At 47.3% G+C, this 23,820-nt stretch carries 30 protein-coding genes; 19 read left to right on the top strand and 11 right to left on the bottom strand.

The genetic code is table 11. The features are described from left to right. The first annotated feature begins 10 nt into the window (after window positions 1-10). The 3 genes from PGRAT_RS16745 (at window position 11) to glnA (ending at window position 2,288) form a co-directional block, all read left to right on the top strand. Window positions 11-226, top strand: coding sequence for a hypothetical protein (locus tag PGRAT_RS16745; RefSeq protein ID WP_025703347.1), 216 nt, complete (start codon window positions 11-13; stop codon window positions 224-226). Window positions 227-518: 292 nt separating this feature from the next. Next, window positions 519-929, top strand: coding sequence for a MerR family transcriptional regulator (locus tag PGRAT_RS16740; protein ID WP_019910684.1), 411 nt, complete (start codon window positions 519-521; stop codon window positions 927-929). 30 nt (window positions 930-959) lie between these two features. Continuing rightward, window positions 960-2,288: a type I glutamate--ammonia ligase gene (glnA, locus tag PGRAT_RS16735; protein WP_020431139.1), complete on the top strand. Its 1,329-nt coding sequence runs from the start codon at window positions 960-962 to the stop codon at window positions 2,286-2,288. Window positions 2,289-2,406: 118 nt separating this feature from the next. Here the strand turns inward: glnA and PGRAT_RS16730 are convergent, their stop codons facing one another. From PGRAT_RS16730 to PGRAT_RS34915, 3 genes are all read right to left on the bottom strand, one after another. After that, a complete protein-coding gene (locus PGRAT_RS16730; RefSeq protein WP_025703348.1) occupies window positions 2,407-3,537 on the bottom strand; it encodes a site-specific integrase in 1,131 nt (376 codons plus the stop codon). A gap of 73 nt (window positions 3,538-3,610) precedes the next feature. Beyond that, on the bottom strand, window positions 3,611-4,027 hold the full coding sequence (locus PGRAT_RS16725) for an ImmA/IrrE family metallo-endopeptidase (protein WP_025703349.1): 417 nt from the start codon (window positions 4,025-4,027) through the stop codon (window positions 3,611-3,613). Window positions 4,028-4,032: 5 nt separating this feature from the next. Next, window positions 4,033-4,332 carry a hypothetical protein gene (locus tag PGRAT_RS34915; RefSeq protein WP_025703350.1) on the bottom strand — a complete coding sequence of 100 codons (300 nt, stop codon included), beginning with the start codon at window positions 4,330-4,332 and terminating at the stop codon, window positions 4,033-4,035. Window positions 4,333-4,394: 62 nt separating this feature from the next. On the opposite strand from PGRAT_RS34915, the gene PGRAT_RS16715 reads away from it, so the two are divergent. The 4 genes from PGRAT_RS16715 to PGRAT_RS34665 all read left to right on the top strand — a co-directional run bounded on the left by PGRAT_RS16715 (window position 4,395) and on the right by PGRAT_RS34665 (window position 7,306). After that, the gene (locus PGRAT_RS16715; RefSeq protein ID WP_025703351.1) at window positions 4,395-4,724 is read left to right on the top strand and encodes a hypothetical protein; all 330 of its coding nucleotides are present in this window, start codon (window positions 4,395-4,397) and stop codon (window positions 4,722-4,724) included. 12 nt (window positions 4,725-4,736) lie between these two features. Continuing rightward, the gene (locus tag PGRAT_RS16710; RefSeq protein WP_025703352.1) at window positions 4,737-5,105 is read left to right on the top strand and encodes a hypothetical protein; all 369 of its coding nucleotides are present in this window, start codon (window positions 4,737-4,739) and stop codon (window positions 5,103-5,105) included. Further along, the gene (locus PGRAT_RS16705) at window positions 5,095-5,451 is read left to right on the top strand and encodes a hypothetical protein (RefSeq protein ID WP_025703353.1); all 357 of its coding nucleotides are present in this window, start codon (window positions 5,095-5,097) and stop codon (window positions 5,449-5,451) included. Before PGRAT_RS16710 ends, PGRAT_RS16705 begins: the two co-directional genes overlap by 11 nt. A 1,123-nt stretch (window positions 5,452-6,574) precedes the next feature. Then, window positions 6,575-7,306 carry a M15 family metallopeptidase gene (locus PGRAT_RS34665; RefSeq protein WP_051424674.1) on the top strand — a complete coding sequence of 244 codons (732 nt, stop codon included), beginning with the start codon at window positions 6,575-6,577 and terminating at the stop codon, window positions 7,304-7,306. A gap of 65 nt (window positions 7,307-7,371) precedes the next feature. Here PGRAT_RS34665 and PGRAT_RS16690 read toward each other — a convergent pair whose 3' ends face one another. Continuing rightward, window positions 7,372-8,115, bottom strand: coding sequence for a stalk domain-containing protein (locus PGRAT_RS16690; protein WP_025703357.1), 744 nt, complete (start codon window positions 8,113-8,115; stop codon window positions 7,372-7,374). A gap of 417 nt (window positions 8,116-8,532) precedes the next feature. Here PGRAT_RS16690 and PGRAT_RS16685 point away from each other — a divergent pair, with 417 nt between their 5' ends. Then, a complete protein-coding gene (locus tag PGRAT_RS16685; RefSeq protein WP_244884026.1) occupies window positions 8,533-8,874 on the top strand; it encodes a YolD-like family protein in 342 nt (113 codons plus the stop codon). A gap of 39 nt (window positions 8,875-8,913) precedes the next feature. Here the strand turns inward: PGRAT_RS16685 and PGRAT_RS33930 are convergent, their stop codons facing one another. After that, the gene (locus PGRAT_RS33930; protein WP_179945394.1) at window positions 8,914-9,876 is read right to left on the bottom strand and encodes a hypothetical protein; all 963 of its coding nucleotides are present in this window, start codon (window positions 9,874-9,876) and stop codon (window positions 8,914-8,916) included. A 483-nt stretch (window positions 9,877-10,359) separates the two neighbouring features. Continuing rightward, the gene (locus tag PGRAT_RS16675; protein ID WP_025704205.1) at window positions 10,360-10,602 is read right to left on the bottom strand and encodes a DUF7667 family protein; all 243 of its coding nucleotides are present in this window, start codon (window positions 10,600-10,602) and stop codon (window positions 10,360-10,362) included. 454 nt (window positions 10,603-11,056) lie between these two features. Here PGRAT_RS16675 and PGRAT_RS16670 point away from each other — a divergent pair, with 454 nt between their 5' ends. Beyond that, window positions 11,057-11,275 (top strand): helix-turn-helix domain-containing protein, encoded by a 219-nt coding sequence (locus PGRAT_RS16670; RefSeq protein WP_025704206.1) that lies wholly within the window; start codon window positions 11,057-11,059, stop codon window positions 11,273-11,275. Between the two features lie 331 nt (window positions 11,276-11,606). Here the strand turns inward: PGRAT_RS16670 and PGRAT_RS16665 are convergent, their stop codons facing one another. Both PGRAT_RS16665 and PGRAT_RS16660 read right to left on the bottom strand, forming a co-directional pair. Continuing rightward, the gene (locus tag PGRAT_RS16665; protein WP_025704207.1) at window positions 11,607-12,038 is read right to left on the bottom strand and encodes a hypothetical protein; all 432 of its coding nucleotides are present in this window, start codon (window positions 12,036-12,038) and stop codon (window positions 11,607-11,609) included. 384 nt (window positions 12,039-12,422) lie between these two features. After that, window positions 12,423-12,641 (bottom strand): hypothetical protein, encoded by a 219-nt coding sequence (locus PGRAT_RS16660; protein ID WP_025704208.1) that lies wholly within the window; start codon window positions 12,639-12,641, stop codon window positions 12,423-12,425. A 326-nt stretch (window positions 12,642-12,967) separates the two neighbouring features. Here PGRAT_RS16660 and PGRAT_RS16655 point away from each other — a divergent pair, with 326 nt between their 5' ends. From PGRAT_RS16655 to PGRAT_RS16645, 3 genes are all read left to right on the top strand, one after another. Further along, window positions 12,968-13,198 carry a hypothetical protein gene (locus PGRAT_RS16655; RefSeq protein WP_025704209.1) on the top strand — a complete coding sequence of 77 codons (231 nt, stop codon included), beginning with the start codon at window positions 12,968-12,970 and terminating at the stop codon, window positions 13,196-13,198. Between the two features lie 156 nt (window positions 13,199-13,354). Beyond that, on the top strand, window positions 13,355-13,576 hold the full coding sequence (locus PGRAT_RS16650; protein WP_154966243.1) for a hypothetical protein: 222 nt from the start codon (window positions 13,355-13,357) through the stop codon (window positions 13,574-13,576). 106 nt (window positions 13,577-13,682) lie between these two features. Next, window positions 13,683-14,225 (top strand): hypothetical protein, encoded by a 543-nt coding sequence (locus tag PGRAT_RS16645; RefSeq protein ID WP_025704211.1) that lies wholly within the window; start codon window positions 13,683-13,685, stop codon window positions 14,223-14,225. 96 nt (window positions 14,226-14,321) lie between these two features. On the opposite strand, the gene PGRAT_RS16640 is transcribed toward PGRAT_RS16645, so the two are convergent. From PGRAT_RS16640 to lexA, 3 genes are all read right to left on the bottom strand, one after another. Beyond that, window positions 14,322-14,699 (bottom strand): hypothetical protein, encoded by a 378-nt coding sequence (locus PGRAT_RS16640; protein ID WP_025704212.1) that lies wholly within the window; start codon window positions 14,697-14,699, stop codon window positions 14,322-14,324. A 154-nt stretch (window positions 14,700-14,853) separates the two neighbouring features. Then, a complete protein-coding gene (locus PGRAT_RS16635) occupies window positions 14,854-15,192 on the bottom strand; it encodes a L,D-transpeptidase (RefSeq protein WP_025704213.1) in 339 nt (112 codons plus the stop codon). Window positions 15,193-15,424: 232 nt separating this feature from the next. Then, complete coding sequence (lexA, locus tag PGRAT_RS16630; RefSeq protein ID WP_025704214.1) at window positions 15,425-16,051, bottom strand: transcriptional repressor LexA; 627 nt, start codon at window positions 16,049-16,051, stop codon at window positions 15,425-15,427. Window positions 16,052-16,291: 240 nt separating this feature from the next. On the opposite strand from lexA, the gene PGRAT_RS16625 reads away from it, so the two are divergent. The 7 genes from PGRAT_RS16625 (at window position 16,292) to rnz (ending at window position 23,749) form a co-directional block, all read left to right on the top strand. Beyond that, window positions 16,292-16,696 carry a LysM peptidoglycan-binding domain-containing protein gene (locus PGRAT_RS16625; RefSeq protein ID WP_025704215.1) on the top strand — a complete coding sequence of 135 codons (405 nt, stop codon included), beginning with the start codon at window positions 16,292-16,294 and terminating at the stop codon, window positions 16,694-16,696. 103 nt (window positions 16,697-16,799) lie between these two features. Further along, entirely contained in the window at window positions 16,800-16,973 is a 174-nt protein-coding gene (locus tag PGRAT_RS32445; RefSeq protein ID WP_081758631.1) for a DUF896 domain-containing protein, read from the top strand. Window positions 16,974-17,057: 84 nt separating this feature from the next. Next, a complete protein-coding gene (locus PGRAT_RS16620; RefSeq protein ID WP_025704216.1) occupies window positions 17,058-17,585 on the top strand; it encodes a hypothetical protein in 528 nt (175 codons plus the stop codon). 38 nt (window positions 17,586-17,623) lie between these two features. Beyond that, window positions 17,624-18,409, top strand: a complete 786-nt coding sequence (locus PGRAT_RS16615; protein WP_025704217.1) for an HAD family hydrolase — start codon at window positions 17,624-17,626, stop codon at window positions 18,407-18,409. A gap of 204 nt (window positions 18,410-18,613) precedes the next feature. Then, entirely contained in the window at window positions 18,614-19,036 is a 423-nt protein-coding gene (locus PGRAT_RS16610) for a FixH family protein (RefSeq protein ID WP_025704218.1), read from the top strand. A 185-nt stretch (window positions 19,037-19,221) separates the two neighbouring features. Further along, complete coding sequence (gene metH, locus PGRAT_RS16605; protein WP_420329492.1) at window positions 19,222-22,599, top strand: methionine synthase; 3,378 nt, start codon at window positions 19,222-19,224, stop codon at window positions 22,597-22,599. Window positions 22,600-22,798: 199 nt separating this feature from the next. Further along, window positions 22,799-23,749, top strand: a complete 951-nt coding sequence (gene rnz / locus PGRAT_RS16600; RefSeq protein ID WP_025704220.1) for a ribonuclease Z — start codon at window positions 22,799-22,801, stop codon at window positions 23,747-23,749. Window positions 23,750-23,820 lie beyond the last annotated feature (71 nt).

The following is a 23,820-nucleotide window of genomic DNA, read 5'->3' as shown; positions in this document are numbered from 1 at the left end:
GGATAAAATAATGGTAACCCAACAACCGGGATTTTTTTTCGCTGGTGGTTTTAGCATCCTGTTTTTCTTGATTTTGATAGTTAGTGTGGGGCTGGGTATTTATGCTTTTGTCCTGTTGGTAAAACTGGCCCGCAGAGGGATTATCGCGCTGGATTTATACAATCATGCCAAAAATCTTGAAATCAGGGAGCGGTATGAATCCGTTCACAGAGACGGTACATATTAAGAGCTTCGGTTGCCCTGAACCTAATTTTGCTCACCGGCTTGGCCGGTGGGGACTTTTTTTGTCTCCTGAACTATTGCTGAATCAAGGTTATTCTAAGCGCTTTATCTTTTGCTTGTGCATCGTTCTCTGTGATATACTTCGGAGGTCGTGTTATGTTTTAGCTTACACTCACTTTACTTGAATTCTTAAGGTTACATAAAATCTTGTGAGAATATCTTACACACCATTGACACGCCAAATAAGGAAATGTACAATGAGATGAGAAAAAGATCATTGGAAGGTTGGATGAGTCATGGGTGATGAAATCCGCAGAAATATGGCATTATTTCCTATAGGAATCGTAATGAAGCTAACTGATCTATCGGCAAGACAAATTCGTTATTATGAGCAGCACAGTCTGATTGTGCCCGCGCGCACATCCGGCAACCAGCGTTTGTTCTCATTTAATGATGTGGAACGCCTACTGGAAATCAAGGCATTGATTGAGAAGGGAGTTAATATTGCCGGCATCAAGCAGGTAATGAATCCCGTCTCGAAGGAATCCGAAGAAGCTACAGTCATTACCCCTGACACAGAGGTTAGACGTAGAGAGCTGTCTGATTCACAGCTGCACCGTTTACTGAAGCAGGAACTGGTTTCCGGTAAAAGACCGGGACAAGTGTCTCTTATTCAAGGCGAGCTATCCCGGTTTTTTAATAAATAATACAAAGAGACGTGAAAGGGAGAGGGTAAAGTGAGCTTCTCAAAAGAGGATATCCTGCGTATCGCTAAGGATGAAAATGTCCGTTTTATTCGTCTGCAGTTTACCGATTTGCTCGGTACGATTAAGAATGTTGAGATTCCTGTCAGCCAGCTGGAAAAAGCGCTGGACAACAAAATGATGTTCGATGGTTCTTCCATCGAAGGTTATGTGCGGATTGAAGAATCTGACATGTACCTTTACCCTGATCTGAGCACATGGGTTATTTTCCCTTGGGTAACGGACAGCCGGGTAGCACGTCTGATTTGCGATGTGTACATGCCTGACGGAACACCTTTTGCCGGTGACCCGCGCGGCATTCTGAAACGCTGTCTGCAGGAAGCCGAGGAAATGGGCTACACGGCGATGAATGTTGGACCAGAGCCGGAATTCTTCCTGTTTAAAACAGACGAAAGAGGCAATCCGACAACGGAATTAAATGATCAGGGTGGATATTTTGATTTGGCGCCGATGGATCTTGGGGAGAACTGCCGCCGTGAAATCGTACTGACTCTGGAGGAAATGGGCTTCGAAATCGAAGCATCTCACCATGAAGTTGCTTCCGGCCAGCATGAGATTGATTTTAAATATGCTGACGCCATCAAGGCTGCCGACCAAATTCAAACCTTTAAGCTTGTCGTGAAGACGGTTGCCCGCCAGCACGGCCTGCATGCTACTTTTATGCCTAAACCTCTTTTTGGTATGAACGGATCCGGTATGCACGCACACCAATCCTTGTTCAAAGGCAACGAGAATGTGTTCTATGACGAAAGTGACACTCTTGGTCTGAGTAAAACTGCGCGGTACTACATGGCAGGCATTCTTAAGCACGCACGTGCTTTTGCAGCCATCACTAACCCTACAGTGAACTCGTACAAACGTCTTGTGCCTGGTTATGAGGCGCCTTGCTACGTGGCTTGGTCCGCCAGCAACCGAAGCCCAATGATCCGTATCCCGGCATCCAGAGGGCTCAGCACACGTATCGAAGTCCGTAACCCGGATCCTGCGGCTAACCCTTACCTGGCACTTGCTGTCATGTTGAAGGCAGGTCTGGACGGCATCAAACGCCAGCTTGATCTTCCTGCTCCTATCGACCGCAACATCTATGTGATGTCCGAAGAAGAGCGGATCGAAGAAGGCATTCCAAGCTTGCCGTCCGATCTGAAGGAAGCGCTGGGCGAAATGATCCGCAGTCATGTCATTACCGAAGCCCTCGGTGAACATGCCTTGGCTCACTTCTACGAACTGAAGGAAATTGAATGGGATATCTACCGCACCCAAGTCCACGAATGGGAAAGAGATCAGTACATGACTCTTTACTAGGATGAAGCAGCCCTTGACGCTCTAAGCGTTGAGGGTTTTTCTTTGCGTGGGCGTGGGAGTAGTGAAGGACCCTTAAACTAATGGTGCCCACAAAATGCCCACAAATATTTCGAGGTAGCTATTCGAGGATGGATTTCATGTGGGCCTCATACTTCTCCATACTGCTCTCTTCAATCTTTTTGGAAACGTGGGAATAGACGTCCGCAGTAATTCTCATGCTACCGTGTCCCAATCGTTCTTGTACATACTTCATATCATTGCCTGCCTCTAGGAGTAACACAGCATGGGTGTGCCTCAGAGAGTGGATCGGCATTGATGGAAGACCGGCACGTTTCAGGATGCGTGAAAACGAATTGAATAATGATGACTTCGGCATAAAATTACCATCGTCTCGGCAGAGTACCAGATTAAGCTTGTGCTTGTAAGAGCCTTTCCAGGCCAGTTTATTTTGGTTCTGATATTTTATGTGCTGTTTCAAATCCTGAATGATTGACTGACTAATCTTTATCGTTCGTTCCGAGTTAAATGTCTTGGTATCCCCGAAAAGTTCTGATTCGTCTTCAGCGCTGAAATCCAATGTCTTATTTATAGTTATAGTGCCGGCTTTCAAGTCAACGTCATCCCATGTCAAGGCGGCGGCTTCACCTTTCCGCATGCCAGTTTCAATCAAAATTCGATAAAACATCCAATAGATGTAACCATACTGGTGAGCGGCCCGGAGAAAAGCGGGTATATGCTCAGATTCGATGAATTTTAAACCCTTCGCTTTGACGCTCCCTTTAATTGTAACTCCTCTACACGGGTTCTTTTCCAGTTTCCCAAGAGTCACGGCCTTCTCCAATGCACTGTTCATGGTATTATGGATAATTTCAACGGTACTTTTGCTGTATTTCTCTGCAAGATGATTTAAAAATTTTTGATATCCAATCGGTTTTACTTCTCTAAGCATAATTGATTGAAAATACGGTTTAATGTGATTCTTAATGTTATTCTGATGCTGGATTAATGTGTTTTTTCGGACTGTGCCGACCTTATACTCTTGTACATACTCTTCAAGATAGACGATTAGAGGGATGTCTGTTTGCTCGTAGCCTTCTGCTATTTTACTTTCTGCGTCTGCTGCTGCGACCTGTGCTTCCTTCTTTGTCTCAAAACCTCGCTGCGACTTCTCCTTAAATTTCTGAGTGATAGGGTCTTTGTAACGTATTCGATACTCCCATCCTGTAGATTGCTTCTTAAAGCTTGCCATAATTTACATCACTACAAACATATGTTCTATTTTATGGTATAATAAACAGCCTTACAGCTGGAAAGCACGAAGGTTATATGTAAAATTGAATCATTTCATCAGGGATTCCGTTACGGTGAAATAGGTTATAGACCGTATCCCCGTCTTCTACAGTATCTCCAGAAGTCAATAATCGAACGGCAAAGTAATTCGCCTCACGTTCATAGCGTCCCACACAGAAAAAAGTATGCTCGTCTATCCAAAAACGGCTGATCCCGGGATGGAGAAGGGGGTGCGCAAGTTCGTGGGCACAAATGACCCGTTTCCAAGCTTCCGACAGCCCCGAGTGGATAACAATGTACTTGCGCCGTAATGTTCGTCTGAACATGCCGCGTGTGCCTTCACCCAGATCCTCAAACCAAACTTCTATATTTAGAGCCGCGGCCAGGCGATAAGGACAGTTCGTTTTATGCTTTCGAAGCAATCTTCGAATAAGTCGATTTATCTCCATGAATGTCAGTCACCCTTCGTCTTACGTCCATAGGTTTCTTTATTCTTCTTTTTCGCGTCCCAAAACATAGCCTCCATCACGCGCTTGATCTTTTCTTTGTCATCCTCGCTTATCGGTACGCCATCAAACATGATAGGAGTGTCTTCCTCGAGCATCTTTTTAAAGTCGCGAGTGTCCCTTTTAGTAGCCCATTCAGGAACTGATGGCTCTTTAAGATCATTTTTAGCGAAAATTTCTTCAAGGCTTCGAGCATCCTCTGGGCCCTCATAGCCTGGTGGTTCTTGTCTACTCAATGCTTTCCGCAATACCTTTGGCTCCATAATGAGGGCCTTAGCAACTCTATCAATAGCTAGGTAATCCGGTTCAATTGGTTGTATCTCGTCGAATTTCTGAAGCCCTTGAACAGAAATTATTTTCTGTTGATTCTGATGGACATGCTTGGTCTGGTGCGCGTCGCATTCCTGACATAACCGTAGTGAAGGCGGATATTGTCAATACCACAGACTTTAACATGAACTACCCCGACACCACATGGACGAAGGATAATACTTTTATTGTGGCCGTTCGTGGTGTGCTGCCTGACGGTAACACTAAACAGATGGGCGCAATAAACGCCACCTTTACGCCTTACGGGGTTTACGGTTACCTGGGCGGAGAATTTGCTTCTGCTGAGATTCTGATTTCCAAGTACAGATAGGGGGGGCTGGTGATGGCCTGGCTCACACCAAAAGTCAACTGGCAACCAAGTGACTATTACGCCTACAACGATATGGATAGGATAGAAAACAACATAAAAGAAATGGTCTCTATCATGCAGGAGAAGGGTGTGGCAGTAACTATAATGCCCGGCGTGACAACAAGAAATGAATGGTGGGTGCCCTTCGAAGACGATTTTAAACGTATCAAAAGCAACTTAGATAAATTAAGGCAGCCATACACACCGGTGGGATGGGTAGGCAGAGATCTGCCGTGGACGCCAGAGCAGCTATTTGGGTATGCCGATGCCAATGGTGGGAACTTAATCTTTTGCTGCTGTGGCAGCATTATCAAGGATAGGAGGGAACGTTGTGGCTTATAATCGTACAACCTGGGAAGATCGAGAGGTCGAGACACCCCGGACCTATACACTAGAAAATAACCCTGATGGCACTGTTACGCTGGTGTCCGCAGAGGGTACGATACTGGCGGCAGGAACACCGTTGAATGCTGCGAACCTGAATAACCTTGAGAACGGGGTTTTGGGGCTTGAAGCGTCTATTAACCAAGTAAACCTCAACTACATTCGGCAGCCGGGTTTCGGCCCCGCCTTAGGTAACAAAGACTATACAATGTCGCTGTCCCCAAAGCCCACAGGGTATTTAGGGTTTTTGGGTAACGATAGTTCCGCAGAACACCAACCTAGCAAACCCAACACTAAACGTTGACGGGCTGGGTGCAGTACCTTTGAAAGATCAAAGGGGCAACCCTTAACCTGCTGGCGGGCAAGCCTTATTCCTTTAGAAAAGTAGGGCCGGATTTTTTGGCAGATAGCGCGGGGGGATATGGTACAGCCCAGCCCGCGCATGTTCTAGAGCCCTACAATTTTACAAACGATAACGGCGAGTTTACGGGGACGATGCCCCATATCACATCAAACAATGACCCAGCGCTCGGAGCTGGTAAATGGGGTAACGGTGATTTGGCAGTATACCCGCGCAAGGGGTACCGTAAAGGCGGTTCGGGCGAAGGGGAATTAAGAGTGTCAACAGCACAACTTCAAGCTGTTGATGGCTGGCTTAGATCAAATTACATTCTTGAGGGCGGAGATATATTTGGCACTCCTGGAGGGATAGCTAATAACTCAGCACGTAACCACCATATGCCAGGCACCGCAGTAACTGTATGGTAAGGAGACAGATTCTTCATCAGACCGCCGGCAGGATGGTTTAATGGAGATTCCTGGGTGACTGCACCTGTACCGGGTCTTGTCCCCAATAATGTTCGTGCAGGGGTCGTTATCGGTGATATGACGGGGAATATTCGGGAATACTTTGGCGGGGCTTTTGTTGTGAACTTTAGTAGTCCAGGACCGGGTGTCCCTCCCCCTTATAGGGTTCTATGAAATTTTTAGAGTACCTGCCGGATGGACAAATATAGCGTATGCTGGATATATTAATCAAGATCAATCTTCCACTAATATCTTCCAAAAGCAAAGTTTAATCTTGCAGGACATTCATGGCAATGAACTATTGTTAGGAGGATATGAAAGCTTTAGCGGAAGCTGGTTTGCTGCACAAGACGGTATGTTTGTCGATAGGATTAACAGACAGATAACCTCAACCACCCGTCAAGATGGTTCCGATTATCACGGAGGGTGGTATGGTAACACTGACATAGGGGTGAGCGGCACTTTTACAAAGCCCTTCAACCTAGACAATAGGGTTATTCTTTACTTTAAAGTGGAGGCTTCTATGGGCGGCGGATATACCTCTTGTGGGGCGCGCGGAAAACTGGCATACAACTAAATATCTTATGATTGAACACTGTTATGCCCAGGGAGTCAATATATTGATTACTCAAGGGCTGCGCACCATCGCGAAGCAAGACGCATTGTACGCGCAGGGCCGCACGAAGCCGGGGCCAATTGTCACAAATGCCCGGGGTGGTCATAGCTATCACAATTACGGTCTGGCTATAGATTTTGCGCTGCTGCAGCCGGATGGTCGTAACGTCTCCTGGGATATGAATCGGGACGGTAACGGCGATAGGGTAGCTGATTGGAAAGGGGTTGTCCAGCAAGCTAAGGCGCTGGGTTTCGAGTGGGGCGGAGACTGGACCAGTATAAAGGATTATCCGCATTTTCAAATGACCTTTGGACTGGTACTGTCCGCGTTGCGATCTGGAGCAAAACCAACAGCAGCACAGGTAAAAGCGGCGTATGCCGTCATTGATAAATTACAAGGAGAGGCGGAAGAAGACATGAGTAAAATTGAAGTACTGGAAACGCAGATCAAGGAGCTGGCGGAAGTTGTGGCGGGTCTGACCAATAGTAAGGATGCTCTAAAGGGTCAGGTTCTGCAGCAGGCTGGGGAGATTAAGGAATTGGGTAGAGCAATCCTGGAGCTGACAGATACCACCCCGCCAAAGTGGTCCTTGGAGGCCATTCAGGCGCTACATGATACGCCTTCTGTTTTTAACGGTAATCCGGTCATTGATACACCGGACAAGGCAACAAAAACAGAGGCGCGGATTTTTACAGTATTGTACCGGTTGGACTTGGCCCGCCTGAAAGGAGATTAATAAAATCCCAAGCGTTTGGGATTATGAAAAGCCCTGCTGACCATAATAGTCGGCAGGGCTGTTTTTTAGTTTGTTTTGAACCAGACACCACCAGAACCGTCATATTTTCGAGCAAAACTTATGACAGGTGAAGGATCATCCTTCTTGACCTGAAATGCAACCCACCCCTCTTTGGACGAACCCGCATATACCTTTGCGTCTATGTTGGGTTCAGGGAGAACTATTGACATTAAATAGTCGTAATCGGTTCCGGAACTGGATACAAGCTTAAAATCTCCATTCCAAACGTCTACCGCTGCATCCGTACTTTTTTTATTGGAAATAATCTTAACATTCGCTTTTGCCAAAATATACTCATAACCTTCTTTTGCCGGGCTGTTAAGCGAATTCGCTTCACTGATCATTTTCCATGCTTCATCCCCGCGTATGATTTGAGTGATTGAAACTTGACCGGTATACTTTTTCAGAGCGCTATCGACTGTAAAAGGAAGATTGGATCCGACAGCAGCTGGCTTGGTACGACTTGATTGCACAGTGTCATTCGTAGCAGGAGCAGTTGTAGATGCGTTTCCTTTGCTGGTTATAGTGGCCGTTTTTGTTATGCTGTCATACTTTACCGTTGCTCCTAATAGATTTCCAACATCTTTCAATGATACGTAAGGAGCGCCCTTGATCTCTTGAATATCAGCAGACGTAGTCTTTCCATCTACAATCAATTTAAATTTTGTAGCAGCATACGCTCCGGCGGAAAACGTAGAAACAAGGACCAAGCCGGCAATGGCAGCGGTAATCAATTTCTTTTTTTTCATATGTACCTCCATATTTGGTTGATGGAGATAGTTTATCAAATATAGGTAATATTTACTATGTGATTTTGCAAATATTAGTAGAATGAATAAAGTCCTTACGAAATTATTAAGCCAGAATTTTCGGGTGCTACTGGCTGCAGTCGGTACTTATGTCCTGGGAGCGTTTGGGGCATCAGCGGAGGCGATCAAAGTCACCGGTATTATTGCAGTTGTCGGAGTCTGTACCATTACCTGTTGACTGAGGCGTTTGCTGATGTCAAAAGCGGAGCATATAAAAGGTGACAAATTTATCTGGAGATGATAATATAAAATCAATAAAATTTGTAAGCAAAGGTAATTCTATGACAATGAAGGGGCTTTTTTCTTGTAATAAAAGAACAAGTGTTCGCATATAATGGACCCAGGAGGCGATGAGATGTGGAACGTAAAAAGCTTGAAGGCAACGGTCTCTGGGAGAGCAGCCGCATGATGCTGCCGGAGCATAAACAGCGCATCATCGAAGAGGAGTGGGAGCAACTGCGGCGGCAGAAGCCGGTCCTGGATCCTCAGGCAGTGGAGGAAATTGAACGCGCCCTGGCTCAGTTGATGGAGGATCACAGCCCTGTTACATTGACCCTGTTTGATCCGTTCGAGGATAACCTCGCCCGAGGCATTGTCATGCAGCTGGATCGGCAGCGCGGCATCAAGCTGCGTTGGTCGGAAGATGACTGGGATTGGATCCGCGAAGGAAGAGGTTATTTCGGTTTCTACATAATATAAGCCCCGCTGGCCAGTAACGGCTAAGCGGGGCTTATCAGCTTATTCAGCGGTGTACTCGTCTACACTAAAGGTAAGGATTTTATCGAATACAACATAATCTGTGCGTTTTTTATATGGGCCTTTGTTGTTGGAGTGCTTGTTAATTGCGTATGAGCTTGGGCCTCTTCCAGCATCTTTTGCATCGTACCATTTAACGAAAGCGTCGGCCTCTGAAATAGGGAGATCATACTCCTTTTCAATTCCATTAATCAGTGTGATTGTAACTATTGCTCGTTCACTTTCACTTGGTTGTTCTGGCGTAGCAGTTGGTGTTGGAGTTGCACTTGGTGTAGGAGTTGCACTTGGTGTTGGAGTTGCACTTGGTGTAGGAGTTGCACTTGGTGTAGGAGTTGCACTTGGTGTTGGAGTAGCGCTTGGTGTAGGAGTTGCACTTGGTGTAGGAGTTGCACTTGGTGTAGGAGTTGCACTTGGTGTAGGAGTTGCACTTGGTGTAGGAGTTGCACTTGGTGTAGGAGTTGCACTTGGTGTAGGTGTAGCGATCGGTGTAGGAGTAGGTGTTGTACTCAAATCTGAGTTTATTGCTACCTCGTAGATTAAGTTACCCGAGTATGAAAGGCGTATAGACGTAAGATTTACAGGCTGCTTAAACCTGTAAGTAAATGTTTGTTTTTCCAGTGTGGGGTGATAGATCTCGTATACTTTTTGAGTTCCATTATCAAACGCTCTTAACCACAATCCACTACCGTTATGTACTGGTAATGAGGCAATTATGCTTATGCTTTTAACTTCGGTGGGATCAAAAGTCAACTTGTAATCTGAGTCCTTCATTTTAAAACTAGTGGATAGGTCTCCATCAGTTGCCTCAGTATGACTATCAGAAGGATTATTTGTGGAAATAAAGGGTAGTCCGGCAATATGATTTTCAGAAGCGGCATACGTACTAAACGGAACTGCAGTTAAACAAAGAATTAATGTCAGAAACAATGTAAGAATTCGTTTCATTTTTGGACCTCCGTAATTTTAAATTTGGCACTTACTTTTGTTTATATTATCTTCAACTGATAATCACGCTCCTGCCAATTGAAAATTTACTTAAAGTTACTGTAAAACTGATATTTAGGACAAATCCATTACATAGAATACGATAGGTTCTAGAATATGTCTAAACATATGCATACATAGTTGGAAAGGTATATCCATTTTTTGGGACTGAAATCACCCCGCAGCCATAATAAGGCCAGCGGGGCATTTGTCATATGTCGTATTCCGCCCATCCAGGTGGTAGTGGATCTTCCGGTGCTGGCTCCAAAGCTTCCGGCTCAATGATGGTCAGCAGTGGCTCACCGATATCCACCAACACGCCGATCTACATAGGACCGCCCTCGAAAGTGCCTATAGCGACCACGCTGCCGATCCGGCCGCCGAAGCTGCTCGGGTGGCGGGGAATGATCTGGACGCGCTGACCGGGTTTGATGTCAGAAAGTTTCATATGGTGGGAGCCCTCCCGGTCAGCCGCAGGGCTTCCTCCTGGATGTGAAGTTTAGTCAACCATTCCATATCTTGCGTGGCTACGGCCATATTGGAGAGCTGCCGCAGCTTTAGGCTGTCCCAGCAGTAGCGGGCGTTAACGTGGAGGCACTGTAGCAGCTCGGGGCCATGCTCCATTGTGAGCTTGCCGGCTTTATGCAGGTAGTAAAACTCAGCGAGTCTTACATGTGCCGGCAGCATTACCATTTCACCAACAAGATAACGGTATTGGCGATGCTTATTACCAGTGCGGCATATGTGGCAATTACAGTAGTTCTTTCTTTAATGCTCATGGCTCATCGCTCCTTATCTTATAGTTATGTTATAATCGAGAGGAAAGGCGGCCCTTGTATTTCATCCCCCTAGGCCTCAGCCCCTTTCGGGGCCAAGGTTTCGGGATAACTTACCTAATCAGCAAGTAGATGAGGGTGAGGATTGAGTTTATCAAGCCGATGATTGCCGTCACCGTCTTGACTGTTTCAGCTTTTTCCTCTTTCCGCCTTTCTTGTCTCGATTTATCCAATGTGTTCACCTCCTCTCTACATATATAATTATATACGATATTCGTATATATGTCAACGATAATCGTATATAATCGTTCGAGGTTCGTTGAATATTTTACGGAAATCGGGTATATTATTGATGAGGTGAGCATATGTTAAGACTCAAACTGGACAAGCTACTTTATGAAAAAAGGCTAAATGCAAACCAACTATCTAAAACGACAGGAATACGGTACCCCACTATCTCAGATATGGCCGATAATAAATCCAAAGCTTGGTCCCCGGAAAATCTCAACAAGATTATGATTGCATTGGAACTGAAAGACATTTCTGAATTAATTGAGTATGTAGAAGAGCCGCCACAGGAATAATCCTGGACGGCTCAATTTTTATGGCTTTAATATGACTCAAAAGTAGTGCCCACATAAACGCCCACAAAATGCCCACAAAATGCCCACATATAATAGAAGGAAGGCAGTACATTTTAAAAAGTCACCTCTCTTAGTTCCCTTTTATACAAGGCATTCAGTAGCGTTCAGATTGATCTAAAAAGGCCAAACTGTAAACCGCACCCAAGTCCACGAATGGGAAAGAGATCAGTACATGACTCTTTACTAGGATGAAGCAGCCCTTGACGCTAATGCGTCAAGGGCTTTTTTTGTGCAGATATCAAGTTATCCGGTACAGTCGGGGAATATCATTCTAGTCTGAATAAGCGCAGCCATTAAAGCTCTCTGGACCGATCCGGTTAACGTTAACTGAGCTGTTCACAAATAAGGAATAGACGATCTCATCAGACGGTACTGGATTGTAGTCCGAACCTATCAGATACAGCGGGAATGTATTTGTCGGAGTTGTAGCTCCGGGATTTAACTGAAGCCGGTTTGACGCGATCACTGGATCGGTGGCAACACTTCCTCTGACTGCAAAAAGATTCAAGGTGATGAATCCTCCTGAAAACACAAAAAATGTTGCAACTCCATAAAGCTGTACCCTGATTGGCCCCTCAGCTCCAGCGGTATTTAATCCGATCTGGCCAACAAGTACATTTTGGTTTGCGGTTAATCCTACTCCGTTCATACTGCCTGCAGTACTGGCGTTCTGTGAAGTTCTGGCATCAAGAAACCGTGTCATAGTGCATACCCCCAGTAGTATTTGAGATAGACTATGCAAATGGTAGAAGGGGTTCATCCGCAGCACGGCAATTATTTTGATGAATACCTGCCGCTCCTGCACTTGTCGGGTTTCTAGCTGACACCTAGCCCGAAGGCCTAAGAACGTCCGCTTGCTAATTTGCGGGCCTGCTGTGCATGTAATTTTTTCATAGCCAACCTTGCTGCAGGCTGGGCAATGAAGGCTTCGACCCAAAATGCTATGGAAAAATTTCTGGGCCACCGGTAAAAGAAATTTCGCGGCGGATCTAAAGTGATGGAATTGGTTCCTACCCAGGCTCCAATAATCGTCAGGAAAATGGATAGAATACAGCAAAAGCCCCGTTGCAGGGGCCTTTGCTGCGGATTAGGAGTTGGCATACTTGATGATTTCGTCTGGAATTGCAGTTTCCCCAAGGATGGATTCTACTGCCTTCCAGGCTTCCTGGAACTGTTTCCCGCTATAATTGGTGCGACTGCCGGACGGGTTGGACAGTGACATATCAAACACGATAAATTCGCCTGCTTCCTCGATCACCCTAAAGCTGACGGTACGGTCCTTTTTCTGAATTCTAACTTCCTCCAAAGTGCTTCCTCCTTATCATTCAGTCTGTTCTAAACTAAATTAGTCTTACCAAATCCCGCACGGAAAGGCAAGCCAAGTCATAAAAATGACACTTGCAAAAAAAATTTGTTTCTCATGCCAGAATTTAAATAATTAACAGAATGCACTTTTTTTATGGAAAATAAACAGCCTGACTCGTTTACATATTGTTCGGTGCCGCTGTATACTACCTATGTATGGAAATTCTTCTGTCTGAAATGGAAGTCTGTTAATTTGTTATACATATATTCCAAAAAATCAGGGAATTGCCTGTGTGGGTATCAACCAGCCGATAAGGAGGTGCCTTTGTGAAGTCAACGTATAAAGTTCTGACGAGCGATGCCGATTTGTTCGCTGCGGCGCTTTCTCAAGTGAAGGTATATGTCGTTCAGTTAATTGAAGGCAAGCCGCATGTAATTGCAGACTATGCCGGACCTGTGCAGAGATGGACCCCGGATGATGTGCTTGTAGCCGGAATGTGTTACAGCCGGGATGGATTTGAGTTCAGAGTCCGTGTTCCGAAAAAACAGGAAGAATAGATGGCCCAGCCCTGTTCCGGATGAGCTTTTTTCCGTCCTTTACTATGAGCTGCTGAGAAGCGGCTCTTTTGTTTTCTTGAATTTTACTGCCTGATCGCACATACCAATGCAGCATCAATTGCATCTCTTATACTATCAAACGTAAAAGAGGTGTAAATGATGACAGAACGCGAGCGTGCAAGAATCCGCAGAGCGCTGAATTTGCTGCGTGCGCAAAGAGCTATTTTGCTGGAGAGACTGGAAGAAATCAATGAAAATTTACGGCGGGTACCCAATCCCAGCCGGGCCAGACGCGAACTGCTGGCTGCGAGAGCTTCCATACGTGAAGCATTGCGTTTAAATGCTGCAGCAATCCGGTTACTCCGCAGCATTCTGTAGTTAGCTTGGGGCTTAGCAGCAGAAGTCTTGGGATTCAGGGCATCCTTCGGGGTGCCTTTTCAATGATAAGAGGTATCTTAATCTACATAACTGGAAGGTGACGGGAATGGAAGAGAGTTTGCGGTTGCGGCTGGGGCTGCCAAAGCAGCAGGAAACTGGAGATATTGCAGTAACGCCAGCACGAAATGCGGATACGGAAGGGATAACCGTCCTGAATGTATCCAGGGAAGATGTAGAAAAGGGGCGGCTGGAGAATTATCTGCGGGAGTTCAAAAAGTACGAAAAGAAAAGGCTGCGCGGAAAGGTAACCCTGATCTTTAACGGGTATGAGCTAGACCGGAGAGAAATTTATCAGATCCGTGAGATCACGAACTGGGTAGATCGTCTGCTGAAGAATATCCCTTATCTGTTCTACTTTTTAAGCCGGGAAAATTACAGTATGCGGATTGCATTCTTCTGCTTATCGGAAGTGGTGGGGCGCTCTGGAGTGGAAGTGTCCATTACCAGAGAACAGGGCCGGCGGCTGATTGAAAAAGTGGTTAAAAGCGCAGTGGTCCATGCCAGAAAGCTGAAGGAACCCGGAGAGGTTCAGCTCGCACTGGCAGAAGGTATACTGGATGAACTCGGATATGAGCAGACGCGGCAATAAAGCTAAGTGCCTCCGTGATTTTATTCTGCGGGCCATGGTGATGTATACCAGGAGGCACAAGCTGTTTATTGCTTCAATATGTAGAGATGTACAGCTTTACAGAAAGTTAAAGGCGGTAATTTGATCCGCATAGACAATAAGCTGCTTATATTCAATTTCAGTCCCATAACTGGCAAAAGGACGTACAATCACGTTGTCCAGGACAACAAAATTATAGTTGAATGATTTTTCAGGATGCTCAGCACCCAAGTAGGAGATGTATTCGTCTACGATAACATCGTCCATTAGTGATTTGAAATTAAATACATCCTCTTTACTGCTGGTATTCGTAGCTACATTGCCCTCGATGCTGCCGAACGCAGTAAGCAGATTGACTTTGCGTTCTCCATGATTATTGTTCAGCAAAAGGTTAGAGAGCTTACCCAGTGCTTCGACTTTAAAATCGACGTGGGTTCTGACTTTGGATTGATTCAAACCAGGCACTTCCTTTCAAGATTTAATTTTCCAATGTACAAGTTTCGACATATTACTGCACTTTTCCTGTTAGTGCGCAAAATAAATGTTATAACATGAAGGACACCCTGCGAGGACGCTGCTGCACGTCTGGCATAGGTGTCCTTTTCTCTGGTTATTGCCGAATGGTTACCCGGGTTCCAACGGGGACGGTGGCTGCGAGCCACAATACATCCTCATTGTACATCCGAATACAGCCGTGGGAGACCATTTTGCCGATAGAGGAAGGGTCATTGGTTCCGTGAATCCCATAATGGGGTTTGGACAGGCCCATCCAAAAGGCCCCGAACGGGCCTCCGGGGTTACGCTGTTTGTTGATAATGGTATATTCTCCAACCGGAGAGACCGTTAACATTTTGCCAATCCCTACAGGGAACCCTCTAATAACAGTGTTATTGTCCAGCAGATACAGCATCCGCTGTGACAGATCGATAATGATTCGATAGTTGGGCATGTGATCAGCACTCCTTTATGATCAGGATATGAGTGGAGAGGAAGGAGAGTTCTGAAATAATATGCACCAGCGAGTCGGGTAGAACAAATGTTCTTATCGGGTGAAAAGGGCATATGGAAAGACTGGATGGCGAACAAAATAGGTTACGCGGGAAGGTCGGACTGGAGAAAAGGAAAAAGACTGTCCCGCTATTCCAGCGGAGCAGTCTTAATGGAGGGGAGTAAATGCAATGCTAATGAATATCGCGGAATAGACCAATAACTCTGCCCAGAATCGTGACACGATTCAGACGTAGAGGCTCATAAGCCGGATTCTCCGGCTGCAGGCGGATGTGGTCACGCTCTTTGTAGAAGGTCTTAACGGTTGCTTCATCTTCTTCAGTCATGGCCACCACGATATCGCCGTTATCCGCAGTCTGCTGCTGGCGGACGATGACGTAGTCACCGTTCATAATGCCTGCGTCCACCATACTATCACCAAGGACGGACAGCATGAACACTTTGTTATCTCCTACATAATGAGTAGGCAACGGAAAGTAATCCTCAATATTCTCTGTTGCTGTGATTGGCACCCCGGCAGTAACCTTTCCAACGACAGGAATGCGTGTTACCGTCTGAACGAACTGATGAACATTCTCGGAATCCTCTTGACCCAGCAATTCTATTGCACGCGGTTTCGTTGGATCGCGGCGGATAAGCCCTTTCTTCTCCAGCCGGTCCAGATGGCCATGTACCGTGGAGCTGGAAGCCAGTCCTACAGCTTCGCCGATTTCCCGGACAGAAGGCGGATAACCCTTGCTGCGGACTTCGTTACGAATAAATTCCAGGATCGCCAGCTGACGACTCGAAATCTTTGACATCGGAATCAACCCCATATATTATGTTTGGGAAAATTATAACATAGAACTGCCGTTCGTACAAACATAAGTTCTAAAACGCTGGCTAAAATAGCAGGGATTTTGTGAAATAAGCTGTCTTATTCCGGTAAAAAGGAGCATTCAAAAGAAGGGAACAATTGTTCGAAAAAACTATTGATCAAAACACATGTTCGTGTTATATTAATTTCGAAAGTAAGAACAAGTGTTTGGAGGTCGATTAATATGTTAAAGTACAGCACATACCGTAGTATTTACGATGAGGTTCATGAGGACCATACAGCTTCAATGGACAGACTAAATATTAAGAATCTGCTCTTATCTTTTATATCACCCTATCGAACATTAATCCGGAAAGACAATATTGTAAAGCTGGCTATGATTTTTCTGCTGGTGATCTCAGGGTTTACGGTAGTGGGTAATGTGTTTGCAGGATCCGTCTCTTCGGCCAAGCAGGAAAAGAGGGTCGTTGTTGAACGCGGGGATACTCTATGGAGCATTGCACTGAAGAACAAACCGGCTGATATGAAAACGGCTGTATATATAGAAGGAATCAAACGGACAAGCGGTCTAGAGAACAGTAATATTCAAGCCGGAGATGTGCTGACTTTGCCTGTATATTCATACTGAATCAGTACCCATAGATTGATGCTAAGAGCTTTCAGGGAGCAGACCTTGACAAGCTCTTTTTCTCATGGCAAAGTTAGAATGAATTTATAGGGAGGGGAACACATTGAATATTGATGAATTGGTCGCCCGCATCAACGAATTGGCGCGCAAACAGAAGAGTGACGGCCTGAGTGAAGAGGAGCTTGCGGAAAGAGCCAAGCTTCGCGAGATCTACCTGGGCAATATCCGCAGCAACTTCCGTGCTCAGCTCAACAACATTGAGATTGTGGATAAATAAGAGCATGAACAAGGCAACAAGGCAGGAGTTAGTAATGCTCTGTTCCTTTTCATAGATATTTTAGGATGACTAGGGGGAACTGACATGGCCCGTTCTTGGGAAAGAATGGTTCAACGCAACACACAGCAAATTAACAAGCAACGCAAGAAGCAAGGGAAAGAGTCTATCTATGCTTCAACCTCTTCTGCCGCTGCCAAAAGCAGCGATGTTTTTAAAGGCCGCAATATCGTATTTCCGGCAGTACTGATGCTGCTTGGCATTATGTTCTGGGTAGTTGGCTCCATTGATGAAGCTAGGGGCAGCGGTATTCTTGCCAATTGGCTGGGAGTTGTGCTGTATTTTCTGCTTGCGGCACTGCTGTTTTTCCGCCGACCGTATTTAAAGGTAGAACGTGCCAGACTGTCCACCATTAAATATAACCGTGAGCGTCTGCTGCCGGCAGCGGATATTGAGAAGATCACCGTTACACGCGGCACTGTCTCTATTAAGTATAAAGGCAAGCGCACACAGTGGGTGTTCTCCAGACTGATCAACCGTTATGACATTAAGGCTATGACTGAACGTCTGGAGCAGTTTGCCAAGCAGAATCATGTTGAAATAGTGAACGAATAGAAAAGATATAGTCCAGCATAGGGAGAGGGAGAACTATAATGCCGATTTCCGCCGTACTCTTTGACCTTGATGACACATTGCTCTGGGATGAACGGAGCGTAGAAGAAGCGTTCCGCTATGCCAGTGAAGCAGCAGGAGACTCCGTCGATCCCAAGGAGCTGGAAGCAGCGGTCCGCAGGGAAGCAAGGAACTTGTATGAATCGTATGAGACATTTCCGTTCACCAAGCTGATTGGAATCAACCCGTTTGAAGCGCTGTGGGGAAATTTCACGGCCGGTGAACAGCTTGAATTCCGCCAAATGGAGCAGCTGGCTCCTGTCTACCGCAAGGAATCCTGGCGCCGCGGACTGGCTGCGCTGGGTGTGGAGGATGAAGCTCTTGCCGAAACACTGGCGGCCAAGTTTGCCGCAGAACGCCGCAGCCGTCCATATATATATGAAGAAACACTGCAAGTACTGGATGAGCTGAAGGGAAAAGTCAAGCTGCTGCTCCTGACGAACGGTTGTCCTGCGCTGCAGCAGGAGAAGCTTGACGGAGTGCCGGAACTGGTTCCTTACTTTGACCATGTTGTGATTTCGGGGAGCTTTGGCAAAGGCAAACCGGACAAGGGAATCTTCACACATGCCATGAATCTGCTGGACATTACGCCCGGGGAAGGAATTATGGTGGGTGACAAACTGACAACCGATATCCTTGGCGGACTAAGAGCAGGCTTGACTACAGTATGGATTAACCGCACCGGCAAAGCATCCGACCCGGAGATTACGCCGGATTATCAGATTGGACATCTCAGCGAGCTTCTGCCGCTTGTGAAAACTTTATAGCACCTCTTCCGAGAAGCCGTTATCCTGATTTAGGATGCGGCTATTTTTATCGCAAAAAGCATGTATATGAACATTATCACAGTATAGTGGTGAAAAATGAGTTTCTTTACTGATAATTCGATTATTATGTGTATAATAGTAAAGAATGCTTCACAAGATGTCAGCATTATCATGAAATCTACCATTAACCTGGGAGGACTCTAAATGTTGAACTCAAGGAAACTGAATGTGTTGTTATCGTTAATCATAGCGGCAACTGTTTCTGGCTGTTCTGGTGGCAAAGGGGATAACAATCATATGCATGCTGAGTCAAATATGTCCATGGAGCCTATAAAAGTAGAACTGTCCTGGAGCCCGCTGCAGGTTGCTGCAGGCCAGAAGGTGGTCTTTGAGGCGTTGGTTACACAAGACGGCCAACCGGTAGATGATGCGAAAGAAGTCCTTTTTGAAGTCGTCAACAAGAATGATAAGGGCCAGAAACTTGAGTTCGCCGGGGAGTCATCAGGGGATGGTATATATAAAGCTGAAGGAACCATGGAAGCCGATGGAGAGTTCACTGTAACTTCCCACGTAACAGCACGGACTCAGCATTCCATGCCCAGCAAAAAGCTAGTGGTTCAGCCCTAACAGGATAAAAACCAAGACGGGGACTGCCGTCCACAATTACAGATAAAGCAGAGGGGAAAGGAAGGCTTTTCGAAATCCTTTTATTCTGCTAAACTTACTCTAATGTTTTACTGGGGGGATAGAAAGTGGCTAAATTCACACTCGCTGAAAGCTTACAGCAGCGCATACTGATTCTTGACGGGGCAATGGGAACGATGATTCAACAGGTGCCGCTTACCGGTGCCGATTTTGGCGGGGAGGAGCTTGACGGCTGCAATGAAATGCTGGTCCTTACCCGGCCTGAAGTAATACAGGGTATCCACGAGAAATATCTCGAAGCCGGTGCGGATTTAATTGAGACGAACACTTTCGGTGCTACCTCAGTTGTCCTGGCCGAATATGATATTCCGCAGCGGGCGCGCGAGATTAATCTCGAAGCAGCCAGACTTGCAAGGAATGCTGTAGATAAATATGACACACCTGACCGGCCCCGCTATGTGGTTGGAGCTATGGGTCCGACAACGAAGACCCTTTCGGTAACCGGAGGAGTTACCTTCCAGGAGCTTGTGCAGAGCTATGAGGAGCAGGCAGTGGCGCTGATCGACGGCAAAGTAGACGCGTTGCTGCTCGAAACATCCCAGGATACCCTGAATGTAAAGGCGGGAAGCATCGGTATCCGCAATGCTTTTGAACAGTCGGGGATTACTCTTCCGGTCATGATATCGGGGACGATTGAGCCTATGGGGACTACACTTGCCGGCCAGAACATTGAAGCCTTTTACATTTCGCTGGAGCACCTGAAGCCGATCTCCATCGGCCTCAATTGCGCGACCGGGCCGGAGTTTATGCGCGATCATATCCGTTCACTTTCGGCCATCTCCTCCGCAGCGGTGAGCTGCTATCCGAATGCGGGACTGCCCGATGAGAATGGCAATTATCATGAGTCGCCGGATTCGCTTGCCCGCAAGCTTGCGGGATTTGCGGAGAAAGGCTGGCTGAATATTGCCGGAGGCTGCTGCGGGACAACGCCGGATCATATCCGCGCAATGGCTGAGGTATTGGCGGAATATCCACCCCGGGGACTCGACGGGCAGCATCCGCCGGCGCTTTCAGGGATAGAGCCTGTGTATATTGAGAGCGACAACCGCCCGTACATGGTGGGTGAACGCACGAATGTGCTCGGTTCGCGGAAGTTCAAACGGCTGATTGTGGAAGGCAAATATGAGGAAGCTTCCGAAATCGCCCGTGCCCAGGTAAAGAGCGGTGCACAGGTGATTGACGTCTGTGTGCAGGACCCTGACCGTGATGAGAGCGAGGATATCAAGAAGTTTTTGGAGCTGGTGGTTAAGAAGGTAAAAGTACCGCTAATGATAGATACTACCGACCCCAAGGTGATCGATCTGGCGCTGCAGTACTGCCAGGGTAAAGCGATCATTAACTCCATTAACCTTGAAGATGGTGAAGAAAAGTTCGAACTGGTCACACCGTTGATCCATAAATATGGCGCAGCTATAGTTGTAGGCACCATTGACGAATCGGGACAAGCGATAAAGGCAGCAGACAAGCTGGAAGTGGCCAAACGTTCTTATGAGCTGCTGGTGAATAAATACGGTCTGGCGCCGGAGGACCTGATTTTTGATACGCTGGTATTCCCTGTTGGTACGGGGGATGAGCAGTATATCGGCTCCGCCAAGGAGACGATCGACGGTATCCGGCTGATTAAGGAAGCTCTTCCTGAAGTGCATACGATTCTGGGTATCAGCAACGTTTCTTTTGGTCTGCCTGAAGCGGGTCGCGAGGTTCTTAACTCGGTGTTCCTCTATGAATGCACCAAAGCCGGACTGGATTATGCCATTGTGAATACGGAAAAGGTGGAACGCTATGCGTCCATTCCAGAAGAAGAGCGATATCTGGCCGAGCAGCTGATCTATAATACGAATGATGATACGCTAGCTGCCTTTGTTGCCGCTTTTCGCGGTAAGAAGGTGGAGAAGAAAGAGAAAATTTCCAATCTCTCTCTTGAAGAGCGTCTGGCTTCCTATGTGGTGGAGGGAACGAAGGAAGGCTTGATCCCTGATCTCAATGAGGCTCTAACCCAATCAGGACCGCTCGAGATTATTAACGGGCCGCTGATGGCGGGAATGTCCGAAGTCGGAAGGCTGTTCAACAACAATGAGCTGATTGTTGCGGAAGTGCTGCAAAGCGCTGAAGTGATGAAAGCGTCTGTCAGCCATCTGGAGCAGTTCATGCAGAAAGATGAGACCTCTGTAAAGGGCAAGATCATGCTGGCCACCGTTAAGGGTGATGTGCATGACATCGGCAAAAATCTGGTGGAGATCATTCTCTCCAATAATGGTTACGAAATTATTAATCTGGGTATAAAAGTACCACCGGAGAATATCATCGAAGCGTTCCGGCGGGAAAAAGCTGATGCCATCGGGCTGTCAGGCCTGCTGGTAAAGTCGGCACAGCAAATGGTGCTGACTGCCCAGGATCTGCGCACAGCAGGTATCGATGTGCCAATCATGGTCGGCGGTGCGGCATTGACCCGCAAGTTCACCAAGACGCGTATCCGTCCGGAGTATGACGGACTGGTGCTCTATGCCAAAGATGCCATGGACGGTCTGGATATCGCCAACCGGCTGATGAATCCGGAGGAACGGGTTAAGATCGAAGAAGAGGTTCGTCTCGAAGCGGAAGCCGCTGTAGCTGTCGCTCCGCAGCAGGAGCTTCCAGTGTTGACCAGGGCAGTCCGTTCCAAGATTTCGCCGGATGCGCCAGTGTTTACACCCCCCGATCTGGAACGGCATGTTCTGCGTAATTATCCGCTGGGGCATATTATTCCCTATGTGAATATGCAAATGCTGCTGGGCCATCATCTTGGACTGAAGGGCTCAGTGGAAGCCCAGCTTGCCGCTGGTGACCCGCGCACAGTCGAACTGAAGGAGACCGTGGATGGTATTCTCCATCATGCCATGCTGGAGGGTACGATGACTCCACATGCCATGTATCAATTTTTCCCGGCGCAGTCCAGTGGGAATGATATTCTAATCTATGACCCCCGGGATACAGCCACTGTACTTCATACCTTCACGTTCCCGCGCCAGAATGTTGAGCCATATTTATGTCTGGCTGACTTCCTGAAATCCGTGGACAGCGGAACTATGGATTATGTCGGCTTCCTGGTGGTTACTGCCGGTCACGGTATCCGTGAAATGTCGGCTGAGCTGAGGGACAAAGGCGATTATCTCCGCTCCCATGCCCTGCAGGCGGTGGCGCTGGAGGTCGCAGAAGGCCTGGCCGAACGTGTCCATCATATGATGCGGGATACCTGGGGATTCCCGGACCCGGCGGATATGACGATGAAGCAAAGACACGGGGCGCGCTATCAGGGCATTCGTGTATCCTTTGGGTATCCGGCTTGCCCGGATCTGGAGGATCAGGGGCCGCTGTTCAAGCTGCTGTCGCCCGGGGATATTGGCGTCGAGCTTAGCGAAGGTTTCATGATGGAGCCAGAAGCTTCGGTATCGGCAATGGTGTTTGCGCATCCTGAAGCGCAATATTTTAATGTTGAGAAGCAGTAAGCTTCCCTCCGCATACACTCCTTCTGCAGGGACAACACCCTTCAGAGCGGAACCTCCCGTAACCGGGAGGTTTTTTGCTGGAGTTTATACGGGTCCGAAAGATGCTTTTTTGTCCTAAAAAGGGTAAAATTCTCTTCATGAGATTCTGATGAAGGGAAATGCAATGATTCCTGGGCAGAATGAAGAGAGGAGGAGCACTATGGAAATTTACTTTTTGGGTACCAATGCCGGGGTACCAACGCTGCAGCGGAATGTAACCTCGGTTGCACTCCGCCTGCTGGAAGAACGGCGAAGCTTCTGGATGTTCGATTGCGGAGAAGGTACACAGCACCAGGTTCTCCGTTCCCCGCTGCGGCTGGGGAAGCTGGAGAAGCTGTTTATAACTCATCTGCACGGTGACCACTTGTTCGGCTTGCCGGGTCTATTGTCCAGCCGCGGGTATCAGGGCGGCACAGGCCCGCTTACAGTGTATGGTCCGCCTGGTCTCAAAGCCTATCTGGACATCTCGTTATCAGTCAGCCAGTCCCGGATTCCTTACCCGCTTGAGGTTGTTGAACATAGCGGAGGACTTATCTTCGAGGATGACGGTTTTAAGGTCGAGGCCGGTCTGCTGGAGCACCGGATTGACAGCTATGGCTACCGGGTGACGGAGAAAGACAGTCCAGGCAATCTGAATAAGGAGCTGCTGCTGAGCTATGGCCTGAAGCCGGGGCCGCTTTATGGCCTTTTGAAAAAAGGGCAGGATGTAACGACCGAGGAAGGCGTTCTGATCCGCGCAGCGGAGGTGGTCAATGCTCCAAAGCGGGGACGGATAGTAACTGTGCTGGGAGATACCAGACCTTGCCAAGGGACCCTGCCGCTTGCATGGGATGCAGATCTGATTATCCATGAGGCAACCTTTGGCCATGATCTGGAGGGAATGGCTCATCAATATCATCACAGTACAGCCCGTCAGGCTGCTGAGCTGGCGCGTGATGCAGGCGGGCGTGAGCTGCTGCTGACACACTTCAGTTCACGTTATACCACACATGAAGAGCTGCTTCCGCTGCTGGCGGAGGCCCGGGAAATCTTTCCGCAGACATTGCTGGCGGAGGAATTCTGCACTTTTCCTGTGTACCGGAGAACGCCGGGAAATGTCCCGGGAAAGTGAATTATTTTCCGGGAAAGCGCAGGAAATGACAGGGCGATGCCAAAAAAAGACGGCCCGGGCAGGGGTTCGCT

The organism is Paenibacillus graminis (assembly GCF_000758705.1).
Taxonomy (GTDB): Bacteria; Bacillota; Bacilli; order Paenibacillales; family Paenibacillaceae; genus Paenibacillus_AQ; species Paenibacillus_AQ graminis.
Note: the sequence above shows the minus strand (reverse complement) of the source record. Positions and strands in the feature narration are given on the sequence as shown.

Bases quoted from the DNA above. Each gene is read 5' to 3' on its own strand.
- PGRAT_RS16615 (WP_025704217.1), top strand. From the start codon at position 17,624: ATGCCGATTTCCGCCGTACTCTTTGACCTTGATGACACATTGCTCTGG.
- PGRAT_RS16610 (WP_025704218.1), top strand. From the start codon at position 18,614: ATGTTGAACTCAAGGAAACTGAATGTGTTGTTATCGTTAATCATAGCG.
- PGRAT_RS16690 (WP_025703357.1), bottom strand. From the start codon at position 8,115: ATGAAAAAAAAGAAATTGATTACCGCTGCCATTGCCGGCTTGGTCCTT.
- PGRAT_RS16650 (WP_154966243.1), top strand. From the start codon at position 13,355: ATGATGACAGAACGCGAGCGTGCAAGAATCCGCAGAGCGCTGAATTTG.
- metH (WP_420329492.1), top strand. From the start codon at position 19,222: ATGGGAACGATGATTCAACAGGTGCCGCTTACCGGTGCCGATTTTGGC.
- PGRAT_RS16635 (WP_025704213.1), bottom strand. From the start codon at position 15,192: ATGCCCAACTATCGAATCATTATCGATCTGTCACAGCGGATGCTGTAT.
- PGRAT_RS16675 (WP_025704205.1), bottom strand. From the start codon at position 10,602: ATGCTGCCGGCACATGTAAGACTCGCTGAGTTTTACTACCTGCATAAA.
- PGRAT_RS16625 (WP_025704215.1), top strand. From the start codon at position 16,292: ATGTTAAAGTACAGCACATACCGTAGTATTTACGATGAGGTTCATGAG.
- PGRAT_RS16620 (WP_025704216.1), top strand. From the start codon at position 17,058: ATGGCCCGTTCTTGGGAAAGAATGGTTCAACGCAACACACAGCAAATT.
- PGRAT_RS16725 (WP_025703349.1), bottom strand. From the start codon at position 4,027: ATGGAGATAAATCGACTTATTCGAAGATTGCTTCGAAAGCATAAAACG.
- PGRAT_RS16745 (WP_025703347.1), top strand. From the start codon at position 11: ATGGTAACCCAACAACCGGGATTTTTTTTCGCTGGTGGTTTTAGCATC.
- PGRAT_RS16730 (WP_025703348.1), bottom strand. From the start codon at position 3,537: ATGGCAAGCTTTAAGAAGCAATCTACAGGATGGGAGTATCGAATACGT.
- lexA (WP_025704214.1), bottom strand. From the start codon at position 16,051: ATGTCAAAGATTTCGAGTCGTCAGCTGGCGATCCTGGAATTTATTCGT.
- PGRAT_RS16665 (WP_025704207.1), bottom strand. From the start codon at position 12,038: ATGACACGGTTTCTTGATGCCAGAACTTCACAGAACGCCAGTACTGCA.
- PGRAT_RS16645 (WP_025704211.1), top strand. From the start codon at position 13,683: ATGGAAGAGAGTTTGCGGTTGCGGCTGGGGCTGCCAAAGCAGCAGGAA.
- PGRAT_RS16740 (WP_019910684.1), top strand. From the start codon at position 519: ATGGGTGATGAAATCCGCAGAAATATGGCATTATTTCCTATAGGAATC.
- PGRAT_RS33930 (WP_179945394.1), bottom strand. From the start codon at position 9,876: ATGAAACGAATTCTTACATTGTTTCTGACATTAATTCTTTGTTTAACT.
- PGRAT_RS16670 (WP_025704206.1), top strand. From the start codon at position 11,057: ATGTTAAGACTCAAACTGGACAAGCTACTTTATGAAAAAAGGCTAAAT.
- rnz (WP_025704220.1), top strand. From the start codon at position 22,799: ATGGAAATTTACTTTTTGGGTACCAATGCCGGGGTACCAACGCTGCAG.
- PGRAT_RS16710 (WP_025703352.1), top strand. From the start codon at position 4,737: ATGGCCTGGCTCACACCAAAAGTCAACTGGCAACCAAGTGACTATTAC.